This window comes from Mesorhizobium sp. P2_E9 (assembly GCF_056403815.1).
This window is the reverse complement of the sequence record NZ_JBFUET010000021.1, coordinates 39,348-51,980: the sequence shown is the minus strand read 5'-3', so window position 1 is coordinate 51,980 and position 12,633 is coordinate 39,348. Positions and strand designations below refer to the sequence as shown.

The window sequence follows — 12,633 nt, the reverse complement described above, 5'->3', positions numbered from 1 at the left end:
CTTTCAAAGCAAGACCTTGAGGCGGCTTGTCGATTCAGGTTCTGAACTGGTTCGAGAGGGTTCCAGCATGTCGCGTGCCGCGGCGAGCAAGTGCCGCAGCGCCGGCGGCTGGACGCGCCGGCGGCGCCAGATCATCGTCAGCGGTGCCGCCTGTGCTGGGCCGGGCCACGGCAGTTCGACAAGATCGCCACGCTCAAGCGCGTCGCTGACCGCGAGACGCGGAACCAACCCTAGCCCCGCGCCGGCCGCCACCAGCCGGGCAATGGCACTGACGCTGCCGACTTCGGCGGCAAGTTTTGGCACCGCCATATCAGCCTCGGCAAAGGCGGTGTCGAACATATGCCGGTAGATGCATCCAGGCTCGGTCGCCACGAAACGCAGCGCGGCAAGGCCGGCCAGGTCGCGTGGCGCAATGCCCTGTCCCGGACCCGCGACCAGCACCAGCGGTTCGGCGCCTATGGTGCGGCTGGCCAGGCGTTCATCGGCGCCCTTCGCACCGTCGCGACGCTCGAAGCGGAATGCGACATCGATGTCGCCGTCCTCCAGCAGGTGCCGCAGTGTGCCGCTGTCGGTCACCTTCATCCGCACGGCGATATCGGGATGGCTGGCCTGGAACCCCGGCAGCCAGGGCGCCAGCCGGGCCGAGGCGATCGTTTCCAGCGCGCCGATGGTCAGCGTTCCGCTTGTCTGTCCCGCCGCCGCCAGCACGGCCGCACGTCCCTCGCCGTCGAGCCGCAGCAACTCTTCGGCGATCGGCTGCAGCGCCAGCCCCGCCGGCGTCAGCTCGAGGCCGGACTTGGAGCGCGTGAACAAGGCAGCACCCAGCTCGGCCTCGAGGGTCTGGATCTGGTCGCTGACACTCGATTGGGCGAGGTTCACCGCCTCGGCGGCGCGGGTGATGTTGCGGCTACGCGCCACCGCGAGGAAGGTCCTGAGCAGCCTTGGATGCATTACCGACCCAACGCGGCTACTGCAGCTGCGGCTTCTTCAAGAAACTGCCGCGGTCGGCGGATTTGACGCGCAGCCAGGTCTCGCGACCGTCGCGCACCACCCGCATCGGAATCTCGGCGCCGGCTGAGCCGCTGTCCCAGAGCTTGCGATAGAAATCGGCGAGCCCGTCGACCGCGCCGTCGCGAACCTCGGAAATGACATCGCCCTGGCGCAGGCCGGCCTTGGCGGCCGGGCCGCCTTCGGTCACGCTCATCACCACCACCTTGCCATCACTTTCGGCCGACAGCGCGCCGAGCCACGGACGCGGCGGCCTGGCCACCTGGCCGCGCGTCAGCAGATCGTCGAGGATCGGCGGCAACAGATCGATCGGCACCACCATGTTGATATCGGCGACCTCGCCGGCGCGGCTCATCTGCAGGCGCAGCGATCCGATGCCGAGCAGCGCGCCATCGGCGCCAAACAGCGGCGCCCCGCCCCAGGACGGGTGAGCGGGCGCGATGAAGATCGCCTCGTCGAGCAGATACTCCCAATAGCCGGCGAATTCCTGCTTGGTGACGATCTTGGCCTCGACCGCCCGGCCGATGCCGTCGGCAAGCACCACAGCGTCGCCGATACGAGCCTTGCCGGCATCGCCGAGCGCCACGGCCGGCAGCCCGGTCGGCGCCAGCGCCTGGACAAGGCCGAAGCCCGATTCCTGGTCATAGGCCAGAGCATGCGCCGGGATGACGCGGCCGTCATGCGCGGTCAGCCAGACCTCCTCGGCCTCGGTGATGAGATAGCCGATCGTCAGCACCAGCCCGTCGTCACGGATGACGACGCCGCTGCCCTCCCTGAGCGTGCCCAGCGCGCCGGCGGTAAAAGCATCCTCCGGGACGGTTGCCCGCACGGCAACGACGGAGCGCGGATTGGGATTGATGGCCATGATTTTGTCCTGCGATGCAAATGCTTGGCGGCTTCTCCTATAGGTATGCCTTGGGGAGCTTGGTGCAAGGTGCGTATCGCTGGTTCTTCCTTATCCCCTTGTGGGAGAAGGGAGGAAGCCGCAGCACCCATAAAACAATAGTTCAACGCAAGTTGAACTTCCGCCTCCGCAGCCCTAGCTGTAGATGGTTCCGTTCAATCCCGCCCTTCCCTTCCCACGAGGCCCGACATGACAGACTACACCCCGCCGAAAGTATGGACCTGGAACAAGGCAAATGGCGGCACCTTTGCCAGCATCAACCGGCCGATCGCCGGGCCGACGCATGACAAGGAATTGCCCATCGGCAAGCATCCGCTGCAGCTCTATTCGCTGGCAACGCCGAACGGCGTCAAGGTGACGGTGATGCTGGAAGAGCTTCTGGCGCGCGGCCACAAGGGCGCCGAATACGACGCCTGGCTCATCCGCATCAACGATGGCGACCAGTTCGGCAGCGGCTTCGTCGAGGTCAACCCCAACTCCAAGATCCCGGCTTTGATGGATCGCAGCGGCAAGACACCGGTGCGCATCTTCGAATCCGGCTCGATCCTGGTCTATCTCGCCGAGAAATTCGGCGAATTCCTGCCCACCGAACAGCCGGCCCGCGCGGAAGTGCTGTCATGGCTGTTCTGGCAGATGGGCTCGGCGCCCTATCTTGGCGGCGGCTTCGGCCATTTCTACGCCTATGCACCGCAGAAATTCGAATACGCCATCGACCGCTTCGCCATGGAAACCAAGCGCCAGATGGACGTGCTCGACCGCCGGCTGGCCGAAAGCGAATATCTCGGCGGCAAGGATTACTCGATCGCCGACATGGCGGTGTGGCCCTGGTATGGCGGGCTGGCGCTCGGCCGCATGTACAATGATTCCGCCGACTTCCTGTCGGTGCAGGAGTACAGCCATGTTCAGCGCTGGGCAAAAGCGATCGACGAGCGGCCGGCGGTCAAGCGCGGCCGCATGGTCAACCGTGCCTTCGGCGAACCGGCCATGCAGCTGCACGAGCGCCACGATGCCAGCGATTTCGAGACGAATACGCAGGACAAGCTGGCGGCTGAGTAGACAGCGGCTAATGCATGTCGCCCAAAAGTGACCTCGGTTTTGGGAGGACGACATGCATAAAACAACGGCTTAAAGCGCGTCGCATGAATCAGTTTCATCGCGACGCGCTTTAAGCCGACAACAAAAACCCGCCACGAAATTGGTGGCGGGTTTTTGAATGCCAGTTGCTGCGCCGGTTAGTGCAGAACCTCGACGATCTGACGGGTCTCGGGGTCGACGAGAACGGTCTGGTCGTTGATCACGGCGACGCGATACTTGACGTTCGGCACCTCACGCAGTTCGACCTTGTCCGGCACCGGCGAGCCGAGCTTAAGCTCGAGGCCCAGCAAATTCACGGATGCCAAAGGCTGTTTCTTGACGTATTCGCGAACCACGGTCTCCTGCTCCGGCTGAACGACGATGGTGTCCGCCAAAGCCGCACCAATGCCGCCCATCAGGACGATCGCGGCTGCTGCACTCGAAAGATAATGTTTCATAACAAGTCTCCATGTTAGCTATCTGGGTTGCACCCTGCAGGGAAACTCGGCGCCAGCAGCTAGGTTCCATCCCAAATTCTGAAATAAATACGCATATTGTTCGTTAAACGCTGATTTCGATTGTTTTTAAATGTGAGCTATCACAGCTTAATATGCTTTGAAATTCCATAATCGATTGCGTGCGATTCCAATATTACATGAGAATGCGGCCGCAGAGCCCACTTGCTTCGGAAAGGCGCATCGGAATGCCTCTTTCCGAAGGAGAAGTCGGTTCCGTCATTGCTTGGCAACGGCTAACGTTGAACGCGCGGCGTCGTTCCCCGAATGCTTCGCCCGACGCACGAAAAAGGCCCGCCCTGCCGGGAGCAGAGCGAGCCTCAAACGGCGCCGGCGGAGGTGGCAGCCTCACCGGTCACAACAGAAAAACGCCGGCGCCATCGTCTGGTTCCCGCCGCCGAGCCGGCACGGCTTGCGTCAGATGCAACCCATGTCGCGGTGATGACGTTGTGCCCGACATTTCCCAAATGGAATCTTCCAGCAAGGACGATCGCGACATGGCTCCCCGACCCTCCGTGACCAGGCATCCCTTCACGCTGAGGTTTGTCGTCATCGCACTGCTGGCGCCGTTTGCCGGTCTTGCCTGGCGCACGCGCGAATGGATGGGCTGGTAACGCGAAGCACCGATCGATCCCGAGTGCCCAGCCTCAAAACCAGACGCCGTCGCGATGCAACGGCGGAACAGCGTCGACCTCATCCCGGCTTGTCGCCTCGTGCGCGCGGTTGAAGATCAGCCGCACGACGAGCACGAAATAGCCCACCTGCAGGACAACCAGCACAGCGATTGTCCAGGCTAGCGCCTCCCAGAAAGAACCGGTGGCCATATAGGTCCAGCCCGCGACAATGACTGTAGTGGCCGACATCCCAACGAGAAATTGTCCAAAATACATCGATGACCAAGGCCGCCGAAACCGCCCCGGTTTCGAACGACTCCCTTCCCGAACTCCCATTGCCCGCACACAAAGTTCCATTATTTTAGCAACTTCGCAAGTATGTGATCGACCGGCTTAGCATCGGCTATTGCGCGTTGGCGTGGTCCGGCGCAATTTGATGCTCACGGACTGAGATAACGTAGAAAACAAGTCCGCGGGGATGGGGGAATGACGCTCAAATTGATTGGGGCCGGTTTCGGCCGCACCGGCACGTGGTCGACTTTTGCCGCGCTGAACAGGCTCGGCCTGCCCTGCTATCACATGCAGGAAGTGATCATGAACAAGGCCAACAAGGGCCATCTCGACTTCTGGCGCAAGGTGGCCAACAGCCCGCCCGGCAGCCAGCACGACTGGAACCGCGTTTTCGCCAACTATACGGCCACCGTCGATAATCCCGGCTGCTGCGTGTGGAAGGAATTGCTGGCCACCTATCCCGACGCCAAGGTGCTTTTGACCTTGCACCCGCGCGGCGCCGAGGCCTGGTATGAAAGCACGATCGACACGATCTATTTCACCGAGAATGTCTGGCAGTTCAAGATCCTGGAATGGCTGACCCCCTTCGGGCGAAAATTCGGCGACATGTCGCGCAAGCTGATATGGGGCCGCACGCTAAACGGCGTGATGGACGACCGGGCCAAGGCAGTGGCGCGCTACCTCAGCTATATCGAGGAGGTGAAGGCGGCCGTGCCGCCTGAAAGACTGCTGGTCTACAAGGTGACCGAGGGCTGGGCGCCGCTCTGCGAGTTCCTCGGCGTGGCGCTGCCCAACGATCCCTTCCCCAACCTCAACGACCGCGAGACGATCAAGAAGATCATCCGCGACATCATCAAGGGGTCGTACATCATGCTGGGGCTTGCGGTCGCCGCCGTGGCGGCGGTGCTTGCCGCGCTGTGGTGGTGGCTGGGGTAGAAGGGGACATAACGTACTTCGCCCCCGCAATGTCGGCGTAATCCCTTCGGGCTAACCCCGCTCCCACAACAGCCGTGTGGGATTTGATCTTGATTTTCGAAACGAGCGGGCGCGCCGGGTTGCGGGAAACCGCTGGCGTCTTCAGTCAGATCCTTGGCCTTTGCGGGCGGTTGGGGGTGCGGCAATCCAGGATTTTCCTCACCCGCTTCGTCTGCAAGCCGGTGAGCTCCTTCAAATGGTTCCGCTTTCTCGCGCGCTTCCGGCGGCGGCACGGGCTCGGCTGCCCGCATGACGATCTCATGCGCAAGAAGCCCTACAAATTCTTCGCCCTTGGGCTGCCCGGCCATCGCGGCTTCGACCTTCTGGTCGACCATTTCAATCTGGCGGCGGCGGGCCTGCCACCGGAAATGCTTGAGGCGGCCTGGCGCGGGCGGGCGATGGGCATCGGCCAGGTGACCGGGCGACGCGATGCCTATGCGCTCACCATGCGTCTGTCCGTTCATTCCGGCACCAGCCACGAAGGCGCCTTCTCGATAAGGCTGACGCGGCAGAGCGACCGGCTCGACCTGGTCAGGTTGAGCTTCATCCTCTATCCCTTGGGCGCCAGCCCCTTGGGCGCCAGCCCCTTGGGCGCCAGCCCCTTGGGCGCCAGCCCCCTGGGCGCCGGCCGCTACACCATCGCCATTGGCGGGCTCCAGGGCAGCAAGGAGCCGGAGGCCAAGCGCGCCGTCATCGAGGCCACGCGCGACCTGTGCGGACTCAGGCCCAAGGATGCGGCACTGCTGGTCATGGAAGGCATCGCCATCGGCGGCGGCGCCGATCATGTCCTCGGCGTCTGCGATGCCAGGCACACCATCAACTACCGCTCGCCCGAAAAACGCGCCTGCAAGCGCGCCGACATGAACCGGTACTGGATCGATCGCGGCGGTTGCGAAGGCGGCGAATTCGGCTTCGCCATGCCGGTACGGAGCCGCGACATGGCAGCACCGCACAGCCGCCGTGAGGTCTACAAGTTCGAATTCCTGGAGTTCGGCAAGCGCCTGTTTGCCTCACCGCCCAGGCTGAACGAGGTTCCACTTGGCCTGCCTGCGGAAGGGTCATCACCCGACGAAATGTGGAGGTCAGCACATCACTGCCGGATGGCGGCCGGCCGTCATTTTGCCCTTCGCAGTGTCCGAATTCGCCCGTCGAAGGGGGACAGGTATTATATCTCATTTGGCTAAAATAGTGGAACGTCCCATGGACATTGCCGGAACCGAACGAGGCCTCTCGGACCTTTGCTTCAGCCACCTAAGACCTTGGTCCTACAAGGAAACGCAAAAGGCCGATGCGGCTCCTCATCGGGAACATCCCGCCTTTGGCGTCGTTTGCCGCAAGGTCTTCGGACCGGACTGGATTTCGGAGGAAGAGCAATGCACCATCGGTCCATCATCACCAGAACAGGCCACGGCCCGGGCACGGCGATCGCCGTGTTGATGGTCGGACTTGTGGCGGTCGGGATTGTGTTCCTCGTCCTGGGCGGCTTGCTCTATTTCGGCCAGCAGCAGTCCAATGAACACGCTCTGTCTTCCGTGCCTGCCCGATCGGCCCAGGCGACCGACCAGAGGGCGGCGGAGTGACGAGCCGGAGCGCCACTTTCTTTGCACAAAACCTTATTCACAATGGAGGACTCAAAGTGAAAACCACTCTTCTCTGCGCACTTCTCTTTGTCTCCGTCCTGTCCCCTATCAACGTTGCCCCGACGCAGGCCGCCAGCCTCGTCATCACCACCGACAATGGCGGCATGGGCCGCCATCACTGGCGCGATCATCGCTGGCGCAAACATCACAGCCGGCATTGCTTCGTGAAGGTCAGGAAGCATTGGCGCCACCACCACTGGGTCATCGAAAAGGTACGGGTCTGCGATTTCGATCGCTTCTGAGCCATGCCGAGGATGCAATTGCCAAATCCCCGCCGAAGGTTCCGTCCGAACGGGCAAACCTTGGCAGTGGCGGCTGTCTGGAGCGTGGCAGCGGTGGTTCTGGTGCTGATGGTGGCGGGCGCGGCCGGGTTTTGAAATCCGGCAGCGTCTATCCCCAAGGGATGCCTCGCCTTCATCTTGCAATTACATTAGATATTACTAATGTAAAAGGCACCGGCTCCCGCCAGAAGCCGGCGGGGCCTGGCGTGTCTCCCTTTGCACCTGCCCGCCAGGCCCCTTCCGACGTCAACCCATGGCGTCAACGCGCCAGCATTGCCCCACTGTTCGCCACCGCCTTGCCCCGGCGATAGACCATCCGGTCTTTCGGCACGGCCACCACCGCTTCGGGCACGTGCAGCGCCCGCATGACGACGAAATCGGCGCTGGCGCCAACCACGATGCCGTAGCCCTCCAGCGCCAACGCCTTGGCGCCGGCGTGGGTCACCACATCGAAGGCGGCGGCCAGCTCGTGGTCCTCATAGAAGCCGGAGCGGTAGCCGATCATGCTGGCCCGGTTCAGCATGTCGCCATCGCCATAGGGCCACCAGGAATCGCGGATGTTGTCGGAGCCGCTGAACACGGTGACGCCTGCCTGCCGCAGAGCCGCCACCGGCGGGAAGGCATCGTTGCCGGGCGCGTTGGTCATGATCGCCACGCCGGCCGCCGCCAGCATCGCGCCAGCCTTGTTAAGCGCATCGGCCGGAATGTCGCCAAGCCCATAGGCGTGGCTGACGGCGACATGGCCCTGCATGCCGAGCGCCTTTGTCCGCGCGGCGATCTCCTCGACCTGGAACAGGCCGAGGGTGCCGCCATCATGCAGGTGGATGTCGACGCCGGCGCCATGCTTTTGCGCCAGGGCGAACACCACGTCGAGATGGCCCTTCACATCGCGGTCGAAGCTGGCCGGGTCGAGCCCGCCGATCAGCTCGCAGCCGAGTTTTAAGGCCTCGTCCAAAAACTCCGCCGTGCCGGGGGACGAAAGAATACCGCTTTGCGGGAAGGCGACGAGCTGGATGTCGATGAGGTCGCGGTATTTTTCGCGCACGGCAAGAATCGTTTCGACATGGCTGAGCCCGACCGAGCCGTCGACCATGACATGGCTGCGCATGGCCAGGCTGCCATTGCCGACGCAGAGGTCGAGCTGGTTTTTCGCCCGCTCGGCCATCGGCGCGGCGGCGGCAAGGTTCTGCGCCTGGAAGGCCACGCGCTCGCGCACGTCGAAGCCGTTGCTGCAGGGAATATGCGGCCGCCAGGCGTCGCCATAGAACGACGTATCGAGATGGATATGCCCCTCGACGAAGGCCGGCACGACAAGCTGGCCGCCGAGATCGATGATGGCAGGGCCGGCGGAATCAGCCGGCGGCGCCTTGCCGGCCGGCGCGATGGCGCTGAAGCGGCCGCCGGTGACGGAAAGATCCGCCAGCGAGCCATCGGCCAGTTTCGCGTTGCGGAAAATCGTCTGCTCGCTCATGGGCATCATCCCTGCTGAAAGCGCCACTCCTCGCCGCCCGCCCGCCGCGGGTCAATGCGGCAGGCAAGAGAAACTGTTTCTCGGCAAATATCCCAGCGAAGGCTTCGGCGAAGCAAACCGCGAATCCGCGCTGCTGCTCCTGCCTATTCCGCTATCACGGAAGTTTCGAACGCCCGGCGACGTGTCATGGTGTTGCTGCGGCGGTACGAGCCGCCCTGGTTGACGCGGGCGCCCAGCCATCCCAACAATGCGCCCCCCCGTCCGCGTCGACCACGGCAAGCGTCCCAGACGACGCAGCCGCCGCGCGAAGCGACGATCCGCCCGCAGCGTCATTCTTCTGCAACGTCAGCCGCCGACCAGCGCCTTCGTGGTCACCACGGTCGCGCCGGCCGCGGTGAATTCGCCATTGTGCCGGGCGATGATCTGCTCGGCGCTCTCGCTGGCGCTGTCCAGCGTGCTGTGGGCATCCGAAACCACGGTCACGCCGAGCCCTCTGGCGATCGCGCCCTTGACGGTTGCCGCCACGCAAAAATCGCTCTGCGCCCCGAGGATCAACACGGCACCCGCGCCCTGCCCGGCAACCCAGTCGCCAAAGGCAGGATTGCTGAAAGCATCGCGCACGGATTTGGCGAAGGTCGGCTCATCGTCGCCCTGGCCAAGGGCTGGCCACACCGGCCAGCCCGGCTCACCCGGCGCCAGCGGGTCACCCTCGGGTCCGTCATGCCTGACGAAAGCGACCTTGCGCCCACCGCGCCTTGCCCAGTCGATCACCGCGCGGGCGCGCTCGGCAATGGCAGGCGCATCATGGATCGGCGGCTCATGCACGCCGTCGAACATGCCGGTCTGAAGATCGATGACGATGAGTGGCGCTTTGGCAGTGAGGCTGGGGGCTGACATGATTTTTACATAGCATGGTCGGCCAGCCGATCAAGGTTGGGGTGGCGTGATGACCGCGCCGGTCACAACTGCAGCTGCCCTGCCAGTCCGACAAAAGCCAGCAACGGACCGATGTCGTGCCGGTCGGCTGCCTTCAATGCCGAGATATAAGCCGCTCGCCTTTCATTCATTTCCAGCAGATCCGCCCCGGCGGTCCAATCGATCGGATCGACACCGTACAGCTTCTCAAGCATGGCGTCCGCCAGGACACGAGCATGGCGCCCATTGCCATTCGCAAACGGATGGATGAACACGACCCTGTGGTGAAGCCGCACGGCTGCTTCCACAGGCGCATATGTGCCCCGATCCATCCAGTAGAGTGCATCATCCAGCGCTGCGCGCAACTGCACCCCGATTTGCATGGGATCGACGCCGATGTTCTTGCCGGTGGTTCTGAAGGTTCCAGCCCAGTTCCACACCTCGCCGAACAGCCGCCGGTGAAGTTCGATGGCGAAACCGTCGGTGAGGATGTCCTTCCTTCGTGTCCGGGAGAGCCACAACAGGCCGGACGTGATGTTGGCCTGCTCCAGTTCATCGAGCTCGGCCTGGGTCGTGATGTGCCTGTACTTCAGTCCGCCGAGTTCATTGGGATCAAGCGGCGTCGCGCCCTCGGGATAGTCGGGTGCAATCACTTGTCCTGCCAGAAATCGGACGGCATTTCATACATCAGTTCGTTCGTCAGCCGGGTCACTTCTTGCCGGGTCCGGCTGTCGGTCACGGTCTGGTCTTCCAGCGCCATATGTTTACCCGCGGTCGCGACAATCGCCTGCGCCTTTTTCCGTGCCTGTGCGATAATGAGAGTCTCGATGGTGTCGGGCGGCACGAACGCATAGACGAACCGGCACCCCATCGCTTCGGCCGTGGCCTGCATCGACTTCAGTGTGACGCCGCCTTCCAGTTCGGCCTGTTCCACCTGGGCAATGCGGGCGCGGGTTACGCCCATCCGCCCCGCAAGCTGGGCGCCGGACATGCCGAGCGCCTTCCGCACGGTCCTTATCCAGCCTTCCGCTGGAACCTGGATGTTGCCGCCTCGGGCGAGATTCACCACAGCCTGGTATTGCTGACGGACCGCCTGCCTAACGCTCATTGTAAACTCATATATTGACCGATTCTCATAAATTGTAAATATATATATATACCAAATCACACATAACGTCAACTTATATGTTTACCAAGGCGCGAGCCAAACATGGCTTGTCTTGCTCTCGGCCTCTCCAGCCCTCACCCCGGCGCGCCGGCAAACAGCACCACGCCATCGCCACCGGTCGCCGGCCAATCCCTGATGGTGCGGTCGTAGCCGCCGGTCAGCACCGTGCCGTCGGGGGCGAAGGCCACGGCGTAGATCGGGCCGGTCTGGCTGTCGAATAGGGCGATCTGGTTGCCGGTTTCCATGTCCCAAAGCCGTGCCGTGCCGTCGAGCGAGCCCGACAGCAGGCGCTTGCCGTCGGCGGATAGCGCCAGCGTGTAGACCGTGCCTTCGTGGCCTTCGAAACGCTTCACCTCGCGGCCGCTGTCGAGATCCCAGACCTTGATCGTCAGGTCGCCGCTGCCGGTGATCACATGGTGCCCGTCGGCGGTGAACACGGCGCCATAGGTGCCCTGCTCGTGGCCGTGCCAGCTGCGCAACTGCTTGCCGCTTTCGATGTCCCAGAGTTTCAACGTGCCGTCGATGCTGCCGCTCAGCGCCTGCTCGCCATCAGGCGAGACGGCGACCGCGCTGATCGACCAGTCATGCCCGGTCAGCACATGCAGCACGGAATTGTCGACGAGGTCCCAGACGATGACATTGCCGGTGTCGTGCCCGCTGACGGCGCGCTTGCCGTCCGGGCTGATCGCCAATTGCCTGACGCCGCCATTCTGGCCGGGCTGGAAGACATGCAGCACGGCACCATCGGCCAATTTGCGCAGCACGATCTCGCCATCGTCGCCGGCCGTCAGCGCGCTGACGCCGTCGGGCATATAGAGCGCCGTGCGCGCCATGTCCTTGTGGACGCCGAGATTGCGGATCAGGTGCTTGCCGCCAATGTCCCACAGCTTGATCACATGATCGGTGCTGGCGCTGAGGATCGAGCGCCCGTCGGGCGCCACCGAAAGCCAGACCACCGCGTCGCGATGGCCGTCGGGCTGCGTTGGAGCCGCCGGCAGCGGTGGCGGCAACGGCGCCACCGTGGGCGGCGGAATGACCGCGACCTCCGGCGGCGCGACGGGCGTTGGCGCAGGCACGGCCACGGGCGGCGCTGCGGGTGCCGGCGGCGGGTTGGCGGCTATCGGTGGCGGAGCGGGTGGCGCCACGGGCGGGGCTGGCGCAGGTGCCGGTTCTGGCGCCGGCGGCGCGCTGGCGACATCCTGGCCCTTCGGCTCAGCGGGTTTGGGTTCATCGGGCTTGGTTTCACCAGGCTTCGGCTCGGCCGCCTTGGGCTGGCTCGCAATCTCGCCGCCGCCCCCATGCGAGGGGCCGAACCGGTCGGCGGCCAGACCCGCAAGCACAATCAACGGCAAGGCAAGAAAGACCTTGCGCAGTCCGGGCCTGCCGGTCTCCTGCACGTCCGCCGCGCGGCCAAACAGCGGCATCCCGGCAGCATGCGCCGGCCGCCCCGGCAACAGGCCGGCCCAGAACAACAAGGCGCCGGTCAGGCAGGCAAGTGCCGCCAGAGCGAGCCCGCTCAACCGCCAGGAGGACGCATCCGAGGGCAGTGCGAAAAAGTCTTGCCAGCCAACGGCACCAGTAACGACGAGCGGATAAATCCGCGCCAGGCACCCGATGGCGACCCCAGCCAAGGCGAGCGCCAGCACCCTGTCAGCCAATCTGTTCATTGCGCTCTCCGCCCGCGGATTTGGCGAAGATTATCAGCGCCGCTGTATACCGCAAAGCGCAGCCCTCGCTTCCTGCCTTCATGTATATCACCTGATATATCCCAGGCTGG

The 12,633-nt window shown here is 63.8% G+C and carries 14 protein-coding genes; 5 read left to right on the top strand and 9 right to left on the bottom strand.

Features of this window, described 5'->3' with window-relative positions; translation table 11 throughout:
* Positions 1–3: 3 nt before the first annotated feature.
* On the bottom strand, positions 4–951 hold the full coding sequence (locus AC1D05_RS30520; protein WP_477445930.1) for a LysR family transcriptional regulator: 948 nt from the start codon (positions 949–951) through the stop codon (positions 4–6).
* 16 nt (positions 952–967) lie between these two features.
* Positions 968–1,873, bottom strand: coding sequence for a S1C family serine protease (locus AC1D05_RS30515; RefSeq protein WP_477445928.1), 906 nt, complete (start codon positions 1,871–1,873; stop codon positions 968–970).
* A gap of 228 nt (positions 1,874–2,101) precedes the next feature.
* Here AC1D05_RS30515 and yghU point away from each other — a divergent pair, with 228 nt between their 5' ends.
* Positions 2,102–2,968, top strand: coding sequence for a glutathione-dependent disulfide-bond oxidoreductase (gene yghU, locus AC1D05_RS30510; protein WP_477445926.1), 867 nt, complete (start codon positions 2,102–2,104; stop codon positions 2,966–2,968).
* 176 nt (positions 2,969–3,144) lie between these two features.
* Here the strand turns inward: yghU and AC1D05_RS30505 are convergent, their stop codons facing one another.
* Positions 3,145–3,444, bottom strand: coding sequence for a DUF1236 domain-containing protein (locus AC1D05_RS30505; RefSeq protein ID WP_095793610.1), 300 nt, complete (start codon positions 3,442–3,444; stop codon positions 3,145–3,147).
* Between the two features lie 704 nt (positions 3,445–4,148).
* On the bottom strand, positions 4,149–4,364 hold the full coding sequence (locus AC1D05_RS30500; protein ID WP_477445924.1) for an exopolysaccharide production repressor protein: 216 nt from the start codon (positions 4,362–4,364) through the stop codon (positions 4,149–4,151).
* A gap of 237 nt (positions 4,365–4,601) precedes the next feature.
* Here AC1D05_RS30500 and AC1D05_RS30495 point away from each other — a divergent pair, with 237 nt between their 5' ends.
* The 4 genes from AC1D05_RS30495 to AC1D05_RS30480 all read left to right on the top strand — a co-directional run bounded on the left by AC1D05_RS30495 (position 4,602) and on the right by AC1D05_RS30480 (position 7,263).
* Complete coding sequence (locus AC1D05_RS30495) at positions 4,602–5,342, top strand: sulfotransferase family protein (protein WP_477445922.1); 741 nt, start codon at positions 4,602–4,604, stop codon at positions 5,340–5,342.
* Between the two features lie 89 nt (positions 5,343–5,431).
* A complete protein-coding gene (locus AC1D05_RS30490) occupies positions 5,432–6,565 on the top strand; it encodes a DUF535 family protein (protein WP_477445921.1) in 1,134 nt (377 codons plus the stop codon).
* A 189-nt stretch (positions 6,566–6,754) separates the two neighbouring features.
* Positions 6,755–6,961, top strand: coding sequence for a hypothetical protein (locus AC1D05_RS30485; protein ID WP_477445919.1), 207 nt, complete (start codon positions 6,755–6,757; stop codon positions 6,959–6,961).
* A 56-nt stretch (positions 6,962–7,017) separates the two neighbouring features.
* On the top strand, positions 7,018–7,263 hold the full coding sequence (locus AC1D05_RS30480; protein WP_477445917.1) for a hypothetical protein: 246 nt from the start codon (positions 7,018–7,020) through the stop codon (positions 7,261–7,263).
* A gap of 298 nt (positions 7,264–7,561) precedes the next feature.
* Here the strand turns inward: AC1D05_RS30480 and AC1D05_RS30475 are convergent, their stop codons facing one another.
* The 5 genes from AC1D05_RS30475 to AC1D05_RS30455 all read right to left on the bottom strand — a co-directional run bounded on the left by AC1D05_RS30475 (position 7,562) and on the right by AC1D05_RS30455 (position 12,523).
* Positions 7,562–8,773, bottom strand: a complete 1,212-nt coding sequence (locus AC1D05_RS30475) for an amidohydrolase family protein (RefSeq protein WP_477445915.1) — start codon at positions 8,771–8,773, stop codon at positions 7,562–7,564.
* A gap of 345 nt (positions 8,774–9,118) precedes the next feature.
* Positions 9,119–9,670, bottom strand: a complete 552-nt coding sequence (locus tag AC1D05_RS30470; protein WP_477445913.1) for an isochorismatase family protein — start codon at positions 9,668–9,670, stop codon at positions 9,119–9,121.
* A 62-nt stretch (positions 9,671–9,732) separates the two neighbouring features.
* Positions 9,733–10,341 carry a mobile mystery protein B gene (locus AC1D05_RS30465; protein ID WP_477445911.1) on the bottom strand — a complete coding sequence of 203 codons (609 nt, stop codon included), beginning with the start codon at positions 10,339–10,341 and terminating at the stop codon, positions 9,733–9,735.
* The gene (locus tag AC1D05_RS30460; protein ID WP_477445910.1) at positions 10,338–10,796 is read right to left on the bottom strand and encodes a mobile mystery protein A; all 459 of its coding nucleotides are present in this window, start codon (positions 10,794–10,796) and stop codon (positions 10,338–10,340) included. Before AC1D05_RS30460 ends, AC1D05_RS30465 begins: the two co-directional genes overlap by 4 nt.
* A 134-nt stretch (positions 10,797–10,930) precedes the next feature.
* Positions 10,931–12,523 (bottom strand): WD40 repeat domain-containing protein, encoded by a 1,593-nt coding sequence (locus AC1D05_RS30455; protein ID WP_477445908.1) that lies wholly within the window; start codon positions 12,521–12,523, stop codon positions 10,931–10,933.
* Between the last annotated feature and the right edge of the window lie 110 nt (positions 12,524–12,633).